The organism is Mangrovimonas xylaniphaga (assembly GCF_001280435.1).
Taxonomy (GTDB): Bacteria; Bacteroidota; Bacteroidia; order Flavobacteriales; family Flavobacteriaceae; genus Mangrovimonas_A; species Mangrovimonas_A xylaniphaga.
This window is the reverse complement of the sequence record NZ_LBIP01000021.1, coordinates 43,092-61,272: the sequence shown is the minus strand read 5'-3', so window position 1 is coordinate 61,272 and position 18,181 is coordinate 43,092. Positions and strand designations below refer to the sequence as shown.

13 protein-coding genes are annotated in these 18,181 nt (G+C 40.2%); 10 read left to right on the top strand and 3 right to left on the bottom strand.

The features are described 5' to 3' along the window. The first annotated feature begins 295 nt into the window (after positions 1 to 295). The 3 genes from ZA06_RS14980 to cydB all read left to right on the top strand — a co-directional run bounded on the left by ZA06_RS14980 (position 296) and on the right by cydB (position 3,813). Positions 296 to 1,231: a mechanosensitive ion channel family protein gene (locus ZA06_RS14980; protein ID WP_316931783.1), complete on the top strand. Its 936-nt coding sequence runs from the start codon at positions 296 to 298 to the stop codon at positions 1,229 to 1,231. A gap of 155 nt (positions 1,232 to 1,386) precedes the next feature. Beyond that, positions 1,387 to 2,763 (top strand): cytochrome ubiquinol oxidase subunit I, encoded by a 1,377-nt coding sequence (locus ZA06_RS14975; protein ID WP_053978311.1) that lies wholly within the window; start codon positions 1,387 to 1,389, stop codon positions 2,761 to 2,763. Positions 2,764 to 2,775: 12 nt separating this feature from the next. Continuing rightward, positions 2,776 to 3,813, top strand: coding sequence for a cytochrome d ubiquinol oxidase subunit II (cydB, locus tag ZA06_RS14970; protein WP_053978310.1), 1,038 nt, complete (start codon positions 2,776 to 2,778; stop codon positions 3,811 to 3,813). 74 nt (positions 3,814 to 3,887) lie between these two features. Here cydB and ccsA read toward each other — a convergent pair whose 3' ends face one another. The 3 genes from ccsA to nrfH all read right to left on the bottom strand — a co-directional run bounded on the left by ccsA (position 3,888) and on the right by nrfH (position 9,177). After that, positions 3,888 to 7,007 carry a cytochrome c biogenesis protein gene (ccsA, locus tag ZA06_RS14965; RefSeq protein ID WP_053978309.1) on the bottom strand — a complete coding sequence of 1,040 codons (3,120 nt, stop codon included), beginning with the start codon at positions 7,005 to 7,007 and terminating at the stop codon, positions 3,888 to 3,890. A 63-nt stretch (positions 7,008 to 7,070) separates the two neighbouring features. Next, positions 7,071 to 8,567, bottom strand: coding sequence for an ammonia-forming cytochrome c nitrite reductase (nrfA, locus tag ZA06_RS14960; RefSeq protein WP_053978308.1), 1,497 nt, complete (start codon positions 8,565 to 8,567; stop codon positions 7,071 to 7,073). 1 nt (position 8,568) lies between these two features. Next, entirely contained in the window at positions 8,569 to 9,177 is a 609-nt protein-coding gene (gene nrfH / locus ZA06_RS14955; protein ID WP_053978307.1) for a cytochrome c nitrite reductase small subunit, read from the bottom strand. Between the two features lie 309 nt (positions 9,178 to 9,486). On the opposite strand from nrfH, the gene ZA06_RS14950 reads away from it, so the two are divergent. The 7 genes from ZA06_RS14950 to ZA06_RS14920 all read left to right on the top strand — a co-directional run bounded on the left by ZA06_RS14950 (position 9,487) and on the right by ZA06_RS14920 (position 18,122). Next, entirely contained in the window at positions 9,487 to 11,256 is a 1,770-nt protein-coding gene (locus ZA06_RS14950; RefSeq protein WP_053978306.1) for an AMP-dependent synthetase/ligase, read from the top strand. A gap of 112 nt (positions 11,257 to 11,368) precedes the next feature. Next, on the top strand, positions 11,369 to 11,818 hold the full coding sequence (locus ZA06_RS14945; RefSeq protein WP_053978305.1) for a MarR family winged helix-turn-helix transcriptional regulator: 450 nt from the start codon (positions 11,369 to 11,371) through the stop codon (positions 11,816 to 11,818). 6 nt (positions 11,819 to 11,824) lie between these two features. Beyond that, positions 11,825 to 14,233, top strand: coding sequence for a 3-hydroxyacyl-CoA dehydrogenase/enoyl-CoA hydratase family protein (locus tag ZA06_RS14940; protein ID WP_053978304.1), 2,409 nt, complete (start codon positions 11,825 to 11,827; stop codon positions 14,231 to 14,233). A gap of 38 nt (positions 14,234 to 14,271) precedes the next feature. Then, on the top strand, positions 14,272 to 14,619 hold the full coding sequence (locus tag ZA06_RS14935; protein WP_053978303.1) for a four helix bundle protein: 348 nt from the start codon (positions 14,272 to 14,274) through the stop codon (positions 14,617 to 14,619). Between the two features lie 38 nt (positions 14,620 to 14,657). After that, positions 14,658 to 15,848 (top strand): acetyl-CoA C-acyltransferase, encoded by a 1,191-nt coding sequence (locus tag ZA06_RS14930; RefSeq protein WP_053978302.1) that lies wholly within the window; start codon positions 14,658 to 14,660, stop codon positions 15,846 to 15,848. Positions 15,849 to 15,898: 50 nt separating this feature from the next. Continuing rightward, positions 15,899 to 16,267 (top strand): four helix bundle protein, encoded by a 369-nt coding sequence (locus tag ZA06_RS14925; RefSeq protein WP_053978301.1) that lies wholly within the window; start codon positions 15,899 to 15,901, stop codon positions 16,265 to 16,267. Positions 16,268 to 16,313: 46 nt separating this feature from the next. Further along, positions 16,314 to 18,122 carry an acyl-CoA dehydrogenase family protein gene (locus ZA06_RS14920; RefSeq protein ID WP_053978300.1) on the top strand — a complete coding sequence of 603 codons (1,809 nt, stop codon included), beginning with the start codon at positions 16,314 to 16,316 and terminating at the stop codon, positions 18,120 to 18,122. Positions 18,123 to 18,181 lie beyond the last annotated feature (59 nt).

The window sequence follows — 18,181 nt, the reverse complement described above, 5'->3', positions numbered from 1 at the left end:
ATTGCATTCTATTCAATTTTTATAAGCTTTATTTGGAGAAGAATGCCGATAAGTAATTTTTCAAAACTAACAGAAACTGTGCTCATTTGTATTTTTGGAATATTTGAACTTTGGCTTTGGCTACAATTTGATATAACCGTAAAAAAAATAAATACAGTAGCCAGTCATACATCCTTATAAAGCTAATTTAGCCTCATTCCTATCACTTCCTCATAACCTACTACTATAAGCCTCAAACTTTGCTTTTCTGCTTTTCTTGACTTAATTTCATAGTATTGTTAATCAACTAGGAGCCTTGCCCTCCATTTCGTCTATGGTTGCTATAGAAAACATCAAACATTGGATAGCGGAACACCCTAGCTTATCTAGTTTCCTGAAATTTTTCCTTTGGATTACGGCCATCTTTCTATTAATGCATTGGGCACGCATCTTTTTAAAGAAAAACCTTCCCGATAATTCTGTAAAGTACAAATCGCAAAAAGGCATCGAAATTATCGGCTACATTCTTATTGGCATTCTCGCCATTTCCTACTTTACGGGCAACATTAAAGATTTCGGTTTGGCCGTTGGGCTCCTTACAGCAGGGATTACCATTACCCTGCAAGAGCTTATTTTGAGTATTGCTGGCTCTTTTTACATCTTTTTTGTACGCGTTTACAAACCGGGAGATCGTATAGAAATACACAGTATCAAAGGCGATGTCATTGACATTGACAGCATTTACACCACCATGATGGAAATTGGTGAATGGGTTTCGAGCGACAACTATAGTGGACGGATTGTTAAATTGAGTAATGCCTTTGTTTTTAAAGGCCCCGTGTATAACTATTCTAGAGATTTTCCTTTTGTTTGGGATGAATTCAACCTGCCCATTAAATATGGATCGGATATTGAATTGGCCAAACAACTAGTAATTTCCGTGGCCCAAGACCTACTTTCCGAATATGTCTCAGCCTCCAAATCCAACTGGAAACAGGTGGTTGGCAAATATTATATTGAGGATGCACAAGTAGACCCCACTCTGGCCATTACCCTAACCGACAATTGGATTCAATTCAACCTTCGCTATATTGTGGATTACAAAAAACGACGTTCTACAATGCATCTCCTAAACAATGAAATCAACAACAGAATACTACAAACCAAAGGCAAAGTCCTTTTGTCATCCAGTACTATTGAAATAGTAAACATTCCAACTGTGAATATTTCTGACTCATCCAATAAACAATAGCCACTTTCCTTTAACAGAAAAGGAACAGGACATAACGAAATACCTTCGCCTTCCTATCTCAAAATTTCTTAACTTTATAACTCATTGTAAAACAAGAGAACTTCTCTTGTATCTAGACTCCTTTTGATTAACCATCATAAAAACGGATCACACATATGGATACCGAAATACTCGCTAGAATCCAATTTGCATTTACCATTGCGTTCCATTATATCTATCCTCCCCTCAGTATTGGTTTAGGTCTTTTATTAGTGATTTTTGAAAGTCTTTATGTGAAGACCAAACGTCCGGAATATCATATTTTGGCAAAATTTTGGACCAAGATTTTTGCCCTTACCTTTGGAATTGGAGTTGTTACCGGCATAGTAATGGAATTTGAATTTGGCACCAATTGGGCCGTCTATTCCAGATATGTTGGAGATGTGTTTGGTAGTGCCTTGGCTGCCGAAGGGATTTTTGCCTTTGCCTTGGAAAGTGGCTTCTTGGGAGTCCTCCTATTTGGTTGGAACCGCGTAAAACCATGGGTGCATTTGGTTGCTACCATAGGCGTATTTTTTGGCTCAATGTTTTCGGCAGTTTGGATTGTAGTAGCCAATAGTTGGCAGCAAACCCCTGCAGGATATCACATTGTTGGCGAAGGTTTGCATGCCCGCGCCGAAATCACCGATTTCTGGGCTATGGTATTCAATCCCTCCAGTGTGGATCGCTTAACCCATGTATGGTTGGGAGCCTTTTTGGCCGGGGCCTTTTTGGTATTAAGCGTACATGCCTATTACTTAATAAGAAGGCGTTATGTAGACATTTCCCGAAAAGCCTTTAGAATTGCCTTAGTGGTAGCCACTGTATTTTCATTGGGACAATTGTTTACAGGGCATAATTCGGCAGAAGGGGTTGCACACAACCAACCTGCAAAATTGGCCGCTTTGGAGGGACATTTTGAAGCCTCGGCCCCTGCCGATATGTACATTTTTGGATGGGTAGACAAAGAAGCTCAAAAAGTAAGCGGTCTAAAAGTTCCCGGAGGTCTTTCTTTTTTATTGGACTACGATTTCAAGACTCCCGTAAAAGGATTGAATGCCTTTCCCGAAGATGAACGACCTACGCAAGTGAATGCTGTGTTCCAGTTCTATCATATTATGGTGGCCATTGGCATGACCCTTATTGCCTTGACGCTTTATGCCTGCTTTTTATGGTGGAAGGGCAAGCTTTTTAGACGACGCTGGTTGCTTTGGGTATTTGTGTTTGCAGTATTCCTACCTCAAATAGCCAATCAAGTGGGGTGGTTTGCTGCCGAAATGGGCCGGCAACCTTGGGTAGTATATGGATTGCTTCGTACTTCCGATGCCTTTTCCCAATCGGTTACGGATAATCAAATTCTCTTTTCCTTGATTCTCTTTTTATTGGTATACACCCTATTGTTTATCCTGTTCCTTTACCTACTGAACAAAAAGATCAAACATGGTCCGTATGACGAATCAGAAACCGATGACCGTCCGCTGACCAAAGAAATTTCACAAGCAATAACCGGTTAAATCACTAACAATATGGACACATTTTTAGGCATAGATTATCCCACTTGGTGGTTCTTGGTTGTAGGAGGCTTGTTTTCTGGGTATGCTATTTTGGACGGTTTCGATTTTGGCGCGGGGGCTTGGCATCTCTTCTTCAAAAAAGAATTGGACCGAAGAGTGGCTCTCAATGCCGTTGGACCTGTTTGGGACGGCAACGAAGTTTGGTTGGTCATTGGCGGCGGTGCCCTTTTTGCTGGCTTCCCATTAATGTACGCGACCTTTTTCTCGTCGCTCTACATTCCATTTATGCTCTTTTTAGTGTTTATCATTTTTAGGGCTATTGCCATTGAATTTAGAGGAAAAGAACATATGAAATGGTGGAAAACCCTTTGGGATACTTGTTATAGCATTTCCAGTATTATGTTGGCTTTTTTATTGGGAGTGGTTTTAGGCAATGTACTTCAAGGCATTCAAATAGGAGAAGATTATCTTTATCAAGGAGATGGCCTTTTGGAATTCCTGAATCCCTATGCCATCATGACCGGACTTACAACCTTATCATTGTTTATGGCACATGGAGCCATTTATCTATTATTAAAAACAGAAGGCAAGATGTTTGAGCAGCTCACAAAACTCCTAAAAAAAGGGATGATATTTTTTATGGTCTGTTTTGGTATTACCACTTTATACACCCTTATTTACATACCTCATCTTTCTGATGATTTCAAAAGTAATCCCAGTTTGTTCGTGGTGCCTTTAATGGTGTTTTTAAGCATTGCCAACCTACCTAGGTTAGCCTCAAAAAAGCGATATAAACTAGCCTTCTTTTTTTCGTCGTTGACCATTGCACTGTCTTTGGTTTTGGTGGCCATTGAATTATATCCTAATTTGTTGATGTCCTCCATAGACGACAAATACCATATTGATATTTACAATGCGGCATCCTCTACCAAATCCATGCAAATTATGCTCACCATTGTAGCCATTGGAACTCCTTTGGTGTTGGGATATACCTTATTTGTCTATAGAACATTTAGAGGGAAAGTGACCTTGGATGAGACCAGTTATTGAAACTTTTAATGGGCCCTTCATTTTCTTTACATTTATGTCCCCCCACAGCACTAACCTACTTTATCAATGGAATCCTATGTTAACATGCTACTCTTTTTTCTAGTTTTAAAATACGCTAAACCAGCAACAATAAACATGGAAGCAGCCACCCAAAACACAAACTTTGGAATGGGCAGCGGATCACCTGCGGCGTAACTATGTAATCCCGACAGGTAATAATTCACTCCAAAAGAAGTCATTATAATTGACCAAAATGCAAACATACTAGCTACATTTAGAATATAACTGTTATTGAGTTTTGGAATAAATCTAAGATGCAACACCACTGCGTATACAATGATACTGATGAGTGCCCAAGTTTCCTTGGCGTCCCAAGCCCAATACCGCCCCCAACTTTCATTGGCCCAAATCCCACCTAAAAAAGTCCCCACTGCCAAAACAAACAAACCAATGGTCATGGCCATTTCATTGATGTAGGTAAGTTCCAAAATACGCACATTTACAACTTCAGCGGTTTTCGAGTTTTTAAAAATCATTAGCAATAAGGCCATACAGCCTAATACTGCCGAAAGGGCCAAAGGAGCATAACTACTCACAATAGTAGCCACATGCACCTTAAGCCAATACGATTTTAACACGGGCATAAGGTTTGTAATTTCAGGATTGAGCCAATCTAGATAGCTTACAAATAATAAGGCTCCTGAAAACAAAGTTGCCAAGGGCAATGCAAAATCCGATTTTCGAAACGTCAACAAGCCACACAATAAAAGTACACATGCTACAAACACCATCATTTCGTAACCGTTACTCCAAGGTGCGTGCTGTGCCACGTACCATCTTAAGATGATATTCCCCACAAATATCAAGAAGGCAACCAAAGTCAGGACTACTCCAATATCCCACATCAGGTTGCTCAACTTATTTTGAACAAAAATCCGTACTATGGCCATAACCAAAAGGTAGGCTCCCAAAGTAAAAAACACCTGAAACAGCCAAAAATTCAAATTCAGTTTATTATACCATATTTCTGCATTGATACGTTTTTCCGAAGGAATGATCTCCTTAGCCAATACATTTTGATATGTATCTATATATGACCATTTTTCCACCGCCTCATTTTCATCACCCGTAACCACATCATTAAAGTAAATGGGCAGAATGTTTTTAGCAAACACAGCATCTTCTTCCGGAAAATCAATAAAATTATGATTGGGAGGAAACCATGTATTATTGGGGTCGTTCTTATTGGGGAAAATTTTCAAATAACTTCCTGAAAGCACATTGAACAACACATTGAAACGCTCATCTACTTTCAACACTTCCTTATCCTGTTCATTACGTTCGGCTGGCTTTTTTTGATTAGCCACTTCAACAGCTTCAGAAAGTAAATAATTTCCATTGACATCTACCAAAGACTTGAATGTTACCAAATTTTCGGCATTAGGCTCTAAAAAATGAAATAACCCACCTCCCTTTTCCCTATCAATTTTAATTACAGGAATGTCCTGCCAATCGTTTGGATACACATGCATGGCCATAAAGGCTTGATCGGCCGTTAATACAAAGTCTCCATTTTTGAAATAAGGCTTTCTTGACAATTTCCTCAAAAACTCGGAAGCCAAGGTATTAATTGGTTTGATTCTTCCGTCCAGATCCTGCACCAATAATCGCCCAAACAATTCGGCCTGTTCCTTATCCAGCTGTTGCCGTTCCAAAAGATCCTCTAGATTACTGTTTTTGTTTTCTTGAGCAATTCCGAAACTACATGCTAACAATAACAGCACTAAGACTACCGCTTGCTTTAATTTTTTCAATTTTTGACCAATCACTCTAAAACGTGAATACTTTCCAAACAGGGTAAAACACATTCCCAATCCCATTAACAAGTATCCCAAATAGCTTACCATAGTTCCTGTTCGGTCTTTATTAACCGACAAAACGGTACCTTGCTCATCTGTATCATAACTAGCTTGAAAAAACCGATATCCTTTATGGTCCAGCACATTATTCATAAAAATGCGATACGGAATGACAGCTTCTCCATCCAAAATGGTCAGTTCGCTGGCATAGGCCGATGGACTTGTGGAGCCTGGATAGCGCTCCAATTGAAAATCCTCCAATCGCAAAGCGAAAGGTATTTCCATCGCTCTGGATCCATAAGACAATGAAAGGGATACATCTCCAATTTGCAACGGATGATTGGTTGGCAAAAATCCCTCCCTAAATAATAGGGACGTAGATTTTACCTCATCTCCACTTTTTACTGTTACAAGTACTGCGTCATCTTTATTCTTGTCATTATTCTTTCCTGAAGCAGAACTCTCCAAAACAAATTCTCCGTTTGAATGGAATGTAAGCGGTACAAAAGAAAATCCTTGAGCTCGGTGCAACGTTCTAAAACTTACTTCCTGTAAACTGTCTTTTGGCAATACTCCTGCCTGTTGGCTAGCCATTACAAAAGTGCTCAATTCTTCCTGACTCTTTATTTTCAAACCCTCACCTTCTAAAGAAAACTGAATGGTCGTTGGTTTAGGACTCTCAAACCCAATTGTTTCTTGGTTTGGACCTACCGTTTCTATTTCCCCCTTATGTAGAATAATAGTATTGCGTCCCGATTGTTCATTGGCTACAACAAGTTCCAAAAGAGGCTTTCCTGTATCGGAAGACACAATCTTGGGTTGGGCATCTATCAAAAACTCATCTATTTCCAAACTAAACGGCTGGCCTTCAAAATCGGTTTCAAAAACCTTGATATTTTTTTCCAAGGGGGCAAACTGCACTTGCTTTTCAACCACTTTGGAAGTTATTCCTTCACTGAACTGTACCCTCACAAAATTATTTGTAGAAATGATTGTAGAAGAACTAGCACCTTCCCTAATACGCATAATGCCAGATTCAGAAGTATAACGGGTAATCGCGGCTCCACAAATAATGACAATAAAAGCCAAATGAAATAACAAAATAGCCCATTTCTTTCGATTCCAAAGCTTGTACTTAAAAATGTTAAATACAAAGCAAATGCTCAAACCCAACATTACTAACTCAAACCAATAGGCATCATAAATCAAGTGCCATGCAGTTGGTGTACCAAAATCATTTTCGACAAAGGTGGCTGCAGCCATTGCAACAGCAAACACCAATAACAATATAACCGATACAATTGAAGACGAAAAAAAGCGGTAGAGTTTGTTCATAACAAGAATAAGGCCCATGTCTCACTGTCAAGGCATGGGCCATTTGGAATTTTATTGATTCAATTAATTTTGTGTCACAGCTTGGACCACATCCATTTTGGCCTCACGTTCCTTAGCTTCCTTAAGCCATTGTGGTAACAAATTTTTCTTAAATGTTTCTTTTTCCGCATGCAGTTTTTCCATGTCCAAACCAATGTACTCTTGAGCTTTTTCCTTAGAAGAAATATCCGGCATTTCCACTGGTGAATTATGTCCTAATTCTGCCAATAGTCTTGCCAATTTAACCCTGGCATCTTGCGCTTTCACCAAACCTCCCGAAATCACCCTTGCAGTTTCTACAGGCGAATGGAAAGGTGCTCCATGCGAGGCTGCTGCATAATCCCAACGCCATTGGGCATGGCGAATGTCTGATAAAATGGCTTTCATTTGGTCTTCCGTGGCTCCCAATTCCCAGCACTTACCTGCTTCCACATGAGCTTTAACCAACAAATCTTCCAACTGCAATCTGCTTTGTGCCGATTTTTCTTGGCGCTCATAGACATTGCGAATCAACTTATCCGATTCTTCCCTGTGGCATACTTGACAAGCATTGGCCGTATTGTTTAAAGGCGATTGAATATGATGGTCTGTAAATTTCTGACCTCCTTCACTTTTATAAGGCATGTGGCAATCTGCACAGGAAACCCCTCTATCGTAATGTACTCCTGTAGAAAAAACCTCATACCCTGGATGCTGTGCTTTTAACATGGGGGCCTTGCTAATTTGATGCGTCCAATCGCTAAACTCTATATCGTCATAATACCGTTCCATGTCCTCAACAGCAAAGCCATTTTTCCAAGGAAACACCAAATAGGGTACACCTTCCTTACCCGGAAGATTTTTATTAAAGTAATACTCTACATGGCATTGGGCACATACCAAAGAGCGCATTTCTTGATGAGTAGCCTTGGTGATATCCTGCCCCATGGCATCAAAAGCCTCCACCAAGGCAGGTCTGGAAATTTGCAGTTTCATGGTATTGGGTTCATGGCAATCGGCGCAACCAATAGGATTGACAATTTCAGCACCTTTATCGGCCCACTTTCCAGAATAAAACTCTGCAATACCTTTTTCATTCATCAACCTCGGGACATCTGGACTTTTACAGGTCCAACAAGTTGCAGGCATAGGACCATCACCAGCCCCCTTCGGCCCTCCAGTCCTTAACGTATTATAAATGTCCTCTACGGAATAAAAATGTCCGCGCCCTTGATTGTAATCCTTTGAAAACCCGTATCCGGCCCAAAGCACCACCAATCTTGGATCTTCCTCCAACATATCCCTCATTTTGGAGCCTCCTTGATAAGATGCAAATGAGGTGTCTGATGTTTGAAGAAACGATTGGTACTCCTGTGGATAGTTCTTTCCCCAAACGGCATTTCTAGGCTCATTCTGCCCAATGACCACTTGCGGAACATACTTGTACCTAGCCTCACTTTTTCTATTGATAATACTGGATGCCAATAGCCCCAATAAAAACACCACGATTATTGTTATCACAAAAAGCACCTTGTTTTTCATATCATTTTACTTTTGATTCGTTAATTTCATCAGCAAGCCAAGTAGGAATAATGTTAGTTTCCCTGTCTGTTGGTAAGGGGGCAATATTATATCGTATCGTTGAGTTTCCATGTACTCTGCCGTGTGGGACCTCGCGATGGCAGCTCCAACATTTCCGGTCGGTTCTGTTTCCATTGTGCATTTCTAGCCAACCGTTATATTTTACCTGGGTAACTTGCTGAATGTGACAGCGCAAACAATTGTCCTGCACCACTTCTTCAGATTCTTCTCGCATTTTAATAACTTCAGGTTCGGCACGAGCAGTAAATACCGAAGCATGGTAAAGACCGTCTTTCGCCTTAAAAAAGTAGGCATTGGCCAAATTGTTATGAGGAACATGACAATCATTACAGGAAGCCCATTCGCGATGGGAACTGTGCATCCAACTATTGTACACAGGTGTCATGACATGACAATTCACACAGGCTTGAGGGTCATCAGAAAGGTAGGATACCAATTCAGCCTCTTTGGCCATGAACAAACCCATGCCCAAAACTACCGCAATTAACACCACCGAAAGTGTTCTCCACCTAGAGGATTTCGAAGGTAATATACTGAACTTCTGACTCATACCTAAAATTAGAACAATTTTCTATCATCAACAAACAATCCATTAAATTTAGAAAACTAACCGTGGTTAATTGTTATTTCAGGAAAAATCATAGCCCTTAACCTATTGTAAATAAATAACTAGTAGATATTTACCTTTTAAAGAGCAACAATCCTCTAGCAACTTAACAGGATGTCAAGATTTTTATTAAGTTTGAAAATAAATAGCTTAATTATTGTAAAATTCAAAAATAAAGCAGCGCAAAAGGTTCAATTTGAAAATCTGCATTTATTTTTTATTTTGCGACACTTCAATTTTCTTAAACATTAAATGACAGAAATAACACGACTTTTTGATTTTCCATATTACCAATTGGAACAATACAATCTTGAGGATGCCCTCATTACCAAATATGACGGTACATGGGAGGCCACGTCTACTAAGGATTATTTAGATAAGGCCAATGCAATAAGTAGAGCCCTACTTCGCTTGGGAGTGCAAAAAAATGACAAGATTGCGGTTATTTCCTCCAACAATAGAACCGAATGGAACATTATGGATATTGGTGTGCTACAAGTGGGAGCGCAAAACATCCCCATATATCCTACCATTTCCCCTGAAGATTATGAATATGTATTGAACCATAGTGAAGCCATCTATTGCTTTGTGTCCGATGAAGAGGTTTTGGACAAGGTCAATACTATTAAGCATAACACCAAGGTAAAAAAGGTCTACTCCTTTAACCGAATTAAGGGCTGTAAACACTATTCCGAGTTATTGAAATTAGGTGAGGACGATAGCAACCAAGCTGAAGTTGAGGAACGAAAAAAGGCGGTCCAACCTAATGACTTGGCAACCATAATCTATACTTCCGGTACTACTGGAAGACCTAAAGGCGTCATGCTTTCCCACCATAATATTGTAAGCAATGCCCTAGACTCCATTCCCCGTTTGCCTATATCGGGTAAAGGGACTAAAGTACTGAGCTTTTTACCTATTTGCCACATTTTTGAGCGTGTCTTGATATATATCTACCAATATATGGGAGCCAGCATTTATTATGCGGAAAGTATTGAAAAGATGAGCGACAATATGAAAGAAGTAAAACCTCATTTAATGAGTGTAGTGCCAAGACTTCTGGAAAAAGTGTATGATAAAATCTATGCCAAGGGTCAAGAATTGTCTGGTATCAAGCAAAAGCTCTTTTATTGGGCTATTGAACTGGGAGAACAATGGGAGCCTTACGAAAAAAATGGTGCTTGGTACGAATTTAAGTTAGGCATTGCCCGAAAACTTATTTTCAGTAAGTGGAAAGAAGCCTTGGGAGGTGAACTTGACACCATGGTATCTGGTAGTGCACCTTTGCAACCAAGATTGGCACGTATATTTTGTGCAGCAGGCCTACAGGTTATGGAAGGGTATGGCCTTACTGAAACTTCTCCTGTTATTGCCGTTGGAAAATATGAAGGCCATATGTTTAAAATTGGAACCGTGGGTAAACCAATTGAAAATGTAGAGGTAAAAATTGCTGAAGACGGAGAGATTCTTGTCAAAGGTCCAAATGTTATGATGGGCTACTATAAAGATCCCGAAAAAACGGCCTCTGTAATGACCGGTGACTATTTCCATACGGGAGATAAAGGTGAAATTGATGCAGAAGGCTTCCTGAAAATTACTGGACGTAAAAAAGAAATGTTCAAGACCTCAGGAGGGAAATATGTAATTCCAACCCTTTTGGAAAACGAATTGAAACAATCCCGTTTTGTAGAACAAGTAATGGTGATTGGAGAAGGCGAAAAAATGCCAGCTGCCTTAATTCAATTGAACTTTGATTTTGTGAAAGAATGGGCCAGACGTAAACATAAATCCATTGGAACCACCAATGCTGAAATATGCAGCAACCAAGAGGTTATTGATCGCATTCAAAAAGTGGTTGACCAAAGCAACGAGCAATTTGGGAAATGGGAACAAATTAAACGTTTTGAACTCACTCCAGATGTATGGTCTATCGATGGTGGCCAACTCACCCCTACCCTTAAAATGAAACGGGACGTTATCAAGGACATTTACCAAGACTTATACGATAAAATCTATAATTAATTTCTTACAATTAAAGACACCTTACCACAAGGTGTTTTTTTATGTTAATTTTTTCATTTATTATGCATGCATAATAAATAATTATTATATTTGAGAGAACGAAACACTATTCATGAAAGACAAAACCATAGACTATGTCCTGAGAACCACTTGGTTGGCAGTAAACAAAATGTATAATGATGAAGCTGCAAAATTTGAGACAACTATGGCCACTGGTTTTACCCTATTAAGTATAGACCCAGAAAAAGGAACACCATCTACCTCATTGGGCCCAAAAATGGGTATGGAGGCCACTAGTTTGTCACGCATTTTAAAAACCATGGAAACTCGTGGACTCATAGAACGAAAACCTAACCCCGACGATGGTCGTGGGGTGTTGATTCACCTTACCCCCTTCGGGAAAGAAAAAAGAGAACTGTCCAAAGATCGCGTACTCACATTTAACGACGCCGTAAAAAAACATGTCTCTCCAGAAAAAATGGCCCATTTCTATGAGGTGGCCGAAACGATCAACGACTTAATTTCCAATAAAAAAATATTTAACCAAAACGAAAGATCATAATTTAAAATGAGCAAACGTATCATAAAAAAAGTGGCCGTTATCGGCTCTGGAATTATGGGAAGCGGCATTGCTTGCCACTTCGCCAATATTGGCGTTGAAGTCCTGCTTTTGGACATCGTGCCCAGAGAACTTAACGACACCGAAAAAGCCAAAGGTTTGACGCTAAACGATGCTGTCGTTCGCAACCGTTTGGTAAACGATGCCTTAAGGGCTGCCCTAAAATCGAAGCCATCCCCTATATATCACCAAAGTTTTGCAAACCGCATCCAAACGGGAAATCTTGAAGACGACATTGCTAAAGTGGCCAATGTCGATTGGATTATTGAAGTGGTTGTAGAACGTTTGGACATTAAAAAATCGGTTTTTGAAAACCTTGAAAAACACAGAACTCCTGGAACCTTAATCACGTCCAATACCTCTGGGATTCCTATTCATTTTATGAGTGAAGGCCGAAGTGAAGACTTCCAAAAAAACTTTTGCGGAACGCATTTCTTCAATCCTGCACGCTACCTAAAATTGTTCGAAATCATTCCTGGACCAAAAACTTCGCCTGAAGTCTTGGAATTCCTAAATGGTTATGGAGAACAATACCTAGGAAAAACTTCGGTGATTGCTAAAGATACACCTGCCTTTATAGGTAACCGAATCGGGATTTTTGGCATCATGAGTTTGTTCCACCAAGTTAAGGAACTTGGTTTGACGATTGAAGAAGTTGATAAACTTACCGGACCTGTGATAGGAAGACCTAAATCGGCCACTTTCCGTACGGTAGATGTGGTTGGCCTGGATACCTTAGTACACGTAGCCAATGGTCTTTACGAGAATTGTCCAAATGACGAAGCCCATGAGCTATTCAAACTTCCGGGCTTTATCAGTACCATGATGGAAAACAAATGGTTGGGCAGCAAAACAGGCCAAGGGTTCTACAAAAAAGTAAAAGCCGATGATGGCTCGAGTGAAATCCTTTCCTTGGATTTGGACACTTTGGAATACCGTTCTAAAAAATCGGCAAAATTTGCCACTTTAGAACTTACCAAAACGGTTGATAAAGTTATAGACCGCTTCCCTATTCTGGTATCTGGTAAAGATAAGGCAGGTGAATTCTACAGAAAGAACTTTGCGGCCATGTTTGCCTACGTATCCCATAGAATCCCCGAAATCACCAATGAACTCTATAAAATAGATGACGCCATGAAAGCCGGCTTTGGCTGGGAACATGGTCCGTTTCAAATTTGGGATGCCATAGGCCTTGCCAAGGGAATTGAATTGATGCAACAAGAAGGTTTGGAACCAGCACCTTGGGTTAGCGACATGCTTTCCTCAGGAAGCACTTCCTTCTACACAGTGAAAGATGGTGCCACCTATTGTTACGATATTCCAACCAAATCACAACTCAAGGTTCCTGGTCAGGATGCCTTTATCATTTTGGATAACATCCGGAAATCCAATGAAGTCTTTAAAAACTCGGGCGTGGTGATTGAAGATTTGGGTGACGGTATTTTGAACTGTGAATTCCAAAGTAAAATGAACACCATTGGTGGTGATGTGTTGGCAGGAATCAACAAGGCTATTGATCTAGCAGAAAAGGATTTTGATGGTTTGGTAATTGGTAACCAAGGAGCCAATTTCTCTGTAGGCGCCAACATTGGTATGATTTTTATGATGGCGGTAGAACAGGAATACGACGAATTAAACATGGCCATCAAGTATTTTCAGGATACCATGATGCGCATGCGCTATTCTTCCATTCCAACCATTTCAGCCCCTCACGGCATGACTTTAGGTGGAGGCTGTGAGCTGTCACTTCATGCCGATAAAGTGGTAGCTGCTGCTGAAACTTATATGGGACTTGTAGAATTTGGTGTAGGTGTCATCCCTGGTGGTGGTGGTTCCAAGGAAATGACTTTGAGAGCTTCGGATACCTTCAGAAAAAATGATGTGGAATTGAATGTGCTACAAGAATATTTCATGGCTATTGGTATGGCAAAAGTATCTACTTCTGCCTATGAAGCCTTTGATTTTGGCGTGCTACAAAAAGGTAAAGATGTAGTCGTGGTAAATAAAGACCGACAAATTGCTACTGCTAAAGCCTACGCCCGACTTATGGCAGATCAAGGTTACACGCAACCTATCAAACGCAATGATGTGAAGGTGCTAGGAAAACAAGCTTTGGGTATGTTCTTGGTAGGAATTGACTCCATGCAGGCTGGTCATTACATTTCGGAACACGACAAAAAGATTGCCACCAAACTAGCCTATGTGATGGCAGGAGGCGATTTATCAGAAGCGTCATTGGTTAGCGAACAATATTTATTGGATCTAGAACGTGAAGCCTTCTTAAGTCTTTGTACCGAACGTAAAACGTTAGAACGCATTCAGCATATGCTGAAAACAGGAAAACCATTGCGCAATTAATTGCTCAGTATTGAGATATTAGAATTAAGTAGTTAGACATGCATAACATTCAAGAATTAAAAATTTGGCAGAAAGCAATGGAATTGTCCAAGGCCTCTTACATGCTTTGCTTGGATATGCCTACTGACGAAAAATTTGGATTGACATCTCAAATAAAGCGAAGTGCTATTTCTATTCCTTCAAATATTGCTGAAGGTGCAGGAAGAAATTCCAATAATGAATTTAAACACTTCTTAAGTATTGCGAACGGTTCAACATATGAATTGCAGACACAATTACTTTTAATATCAGAATTAAATTTACTCAACAAGAATAACGTACAACCCCTTATTGAGTTATGTATTGAAATTCAAAAAATGAATTATTCATTTCAGCAAAAGCTCTGAATCTTAATATTAAAATCTCAATACTCAATACTAAAAACATGAAAACCGCATATATAGTAAAAGGATATAGAACCGCTGTAGGGAAAGCCCCTAAAGGAGTTTTCCGTTTTAAAAGGCCCGATGAATTGGCTGCGGAAACCATACAGTACATGATGGACCAACTCCCTGAATTTGACAAAACCCGTATTGACGATGTAATTGTTGGAAACGCTATGCCTGAGGCCGAACAAGGTCTTAATATGGGTCGCTTGATTTCCCTCATGGGATTGAAAATTGAAGACGTACCGGGTGTGACTGTCAACCGCTATTGTGCCTCTGGTATAGAAACCATTGGTATTGCCACGGCAAAAATACAAGCTGGCATGGCCGACTGTATTATTGCCGGTGGAGCCGAAAGTATGAGCTACATCCCTATGGGAGGTTACAAACCGGTACCGGATTATGCTGCTGCCAAAGCTGGACATGAAGATTATTATTGGGGTATGGGGTTAACCGCTGAAGCCGTTGCAAAGCAGTTTAAAGTCTCCAGAACAGATCAGGATGAATTTGCCTTTAACTCCCATATGAAAGCCTTAAAAGCGCAGGCAGAAGACCGCTTTCAGGATCAAATTGTCCCCATTAATGTAGAACAGGTTTATATCGATGAAAATGGCAAAAAGGCCTCAAAAACCTATACTGTTACCAAAGATGAAGGACCAAGAAAGGACACCAATCTAGACGCTTTATCTAGGTTAAGACCTGTATTTGCTGCCGATGGTAGCGTAACAGCAGGGAACTCTTCACAAATGAGCGATGGCGCTGCTTTTGTAATGGTAATGAGTGAAGATTTGGTAAAGGAACTCAACTTGGAGCCTATTGCCCGTTTGGTCAATTACGCCGCTGCCGGTGTCGAACCACGTATTATGGGAATTGGCCCAGTAAAAGCCATTCCAAAAGCGTTGAAACAAGCCGGTCTGAAACAAAAAGACCTCAGCCTTATAGAGCTTAACGAAGCCTTTGCTTCTCAATCCATAGCCGTAATCCGCGAATTGGAATTGAACCCAAACATCGTTAATGTCAATGGTGGAGCCATTGCACTAGGACACCCACTGGGATGTACAGGAGCCAAACTTTCCGTGCAATTGTTTGACGAAATGCGCAAACGTGATATGAAAGGCAAATACGGTGCTGTAACCATGTGTGTGGGAACAGGGCAAGGTGCCTGTGGAATTTTTGAGTTTCTTTCTTAATTAGAAATAAGATTAAAGAGAAAAGACCAAAGAAGACAAAAAATGTGATAATGGAATCAAGAAAAAGGCATAACTATAAAAACCTTAAAATTTGGCAATTAGGATTGGAAATCGCTCAAGACATTTCTGATTTACTTTTAACATTTCCAAATCATGAGCGTTATGATTTATCCTCACAAATGAGTCGCTGTTCTGTATCGATGTCTAGCAATATAGCAGAAGGTTCGGCCAGAACAGATAAATCCTTCAACAATTTCATAGACATTTCATTGGGCTCCTCCTTTGAGTTAGGCACTCAACTCTTAATAGCACATCATAGAAACTATATAAATCAACAAACTTTAATAAACCTAGAAGAAAAAATAGCAGAATTTCAAAAAATGACCATGGGATTTCAAAACGGACTCAACAATCAATAATTCTTGATTCTATATTCTTTTTTCTCTTTTCAAAACATATAAAACTATGGACACACAAACTCAAAACAAAGATATTTTAAGAGGTGGTCAGTTTTTGGTTAAGGAAACCAACTGTGACGACGTGTTTACTCCTGAAGATTTTTCAGAGGAACAACTAATGATGAAGGAAGCGGTTATGGAATTCAACGACCGTGAAATCATTCCCAACAAACCTCGTTTTGAGGCCAAGGATTACGCCCTAACCGAAGAGGTTATGAAAAAAGCTGGAGAACTTGGCTTTTTAGGGGTTGCCGTTCCCGAAGAATATGGTGGACTTGGTATGGGCTTTGTCTCTACCATGCTAACCTGCGATTATATTTCCAGTGGAACAGGTTCCTTCAGTACGGCCTTTGGAGCTCATACTGGGATAGGTACCATGCCTATCACGCTTTATGGAACCGAAGAACAAAAACAAAAATATGTTCCAAGGTTGGCCACTGGGGAATGGTTTGGAGCTTATGCCCTTACGGAACCTGGGGCCGGTAGTGATGCCAATTCAGGAAAAACGACGGCCCAACTTTCAGAAGACGGGAAAAGTTATAAGATCAACGGACAAAAAATGTGGATCTCCAATGCGGGGTTCTGTAATATGTTCATTGTATTTGCACGTATAGAGGACGACAAATACATTACCGGATTTATTGTTGAAAACGACCCTAATAATGGAATTTCCCTAGGGGAAGAAGAGCACAAATTGGGCATCCACGCTTCTTCTACACGTCAAGTGTTTTTTAGTGATACGGTAGTGCCTGTAGAAAATATGCTTGCTGGACGTGGGGAAGGTTTTAAAATCGCCATGAATGCCTTAAACATTGGTCGTATTAAATTGGCTGCCGCTTGTTTGGATTCACAGCGACGCATTACCACCACTGCAGTAAAATATGCCACCGAGCGTAAACAGTTCAAAACGCCTATTGCTAATTTTGGCGCTATTAAATTGAAAATAGCTGAAATGGCCACAAATGCCTATGTAGGCGAATCGGCCTGTTACAGAGCTGCTAAAAATATTGAGGATCGTATTGCCTTAAGAATGGAAGCCGGAAATTCACACCAAGAAGCCGAGCTTAAAGGTGTCGAGGAATATGCCATAGAATGTTCTATTTTAAAGGTTTCCGTATCGGAAGATGTGCAAAACTGTGCCGATGAAGGGATCCAAATTTTTGGAGGTATGGGATTCTCTAAAGACACGCCAATGGAAGCTGCTTGGAGAGATGCCCGTATTGCCCGCATTTATGAAGGAACCAACGAAATCAACCGAATGTTATCGGTGGGTATGCTGATTAAAAAAGCCATGAAAGGCCATGTGGACTTATTAGGACCTGCTATGAAGGTACAAGAGGAACTTATGGGTATTCCTTCGTTTGACACACCAGATTATTCAGAATTGCTTTCAGAAGAAAAGGCCATGATTGCCAAACTGAAAAAGGTATTCTTGATGGTTGCTGGAGCTGCGGTTCAAAAATTTGGGCCAGATTTGGAAGCACATCAACAATTGCTGTTGGCGGCATCTGATATTTTGATTGAAATCTATATGGCGGAATCGGCTATTTTAAGAGCTGAGAAAAATGCCAAACGCTTTGGCGAAGAAGCCCAAGCTTCACAAATTGCCATGGCCAAACTGTATTTGTACCACGCCGTAACAACGATAGAGCAAAATGGCCGTGAAGGTATTATATCCTTTGCACAAGGAGATGAGCAACGCATGATGTTAATGGGACTGAAACGTTTCACCAAATACGCAAACTACCCAGACATTGTTACGTTACGCAATAGCATCGCCGAAAAGGTAACTGCCGAAAATAAATACTGCTTCTAAATATAATCTGACTAATTCAAAATTTTAAGTTTACAGAAGCAGAAAAGCCAATTCATTAA

Coding starts and splice junctions, on each gene's coding strand:
- ZA06_RS14975 (WP_053978311.1), top strand. CDS start 1,387: ATGGATACCGAAATACTCGCTAGAATCCAATTTGCATTTACCATTGCG.
- cydB (WP_053978310.1), top strand. CDS start 2,776: ATGGACACATTTTTAGGCATAGATTATCCCACTTGGTGGTTCTTGGTT.
- ccsA (WP_053978309.1), bottom strand. CDS start 7,007: ATGAACAAACTCTACCGCTTTTTTTCGTCTTCAATTGTATCGGTTATA.
- nrfA (WP_053978308.1), bottom strand. CDS start 8,567: ATGAAAAACAAGGTGCTTTTTGTGATAACAATAATCGTGGTGTTTTTA.
- nrfH (WP_053978307.1), bottom strand. CDS start 9,177: ATGAGTCAGAAGTTCAGTATATTACCTTCGAAATCCTCTAGGTGGAGA.
- ZA06_RS14950 (WP_053978306.1), top strand. CDS start 9,487: ATGACAGAAATAACACGACTTTTTGATTTTCCATATTACCAATTGGAA.
- ZA06_RS14945 (WP_053978305.1), top strand. CDS start 11,369: ATGAAAGACAAAACCATAGACTATGTCCTGAGAACCACTTGGTTGGCA.
- ZA06_RS14940 (WP_053978304.1), top strand. CDS start 11,825: ATGAGCAAACGTATCATAAAAAAAGTGGCCGTTATCGGCTCTGGAATT.
- ZA06_RS14935 (WP_053978303.1), top strand. CDS start 14,272: ATGCATAACATTCAAGAATTAAAAATTTGGCAGAAAGCAATGGAATTG.
- ZA06_RS14930 (WP_053978302.1), top strand. CDS start 14,658: ATGAAAACCGCATATATAGTAAAAGGATATAGAACCGCTGTAGGGAAA.
- ZA06_RS14925 (WP_053978301.1), top strand. CDS start 15,899: ATGGAATCAAGAAAAAGGCATAACTATAAAAACCTTAAAATTTGGCAA.
- ZA06_RS14920 (WP_053978300.1), top strand. CDS start 16,314: ATGGACACACAAACTCAAAACAAAGATATTTTAAGAGGTGGTCAGTTT.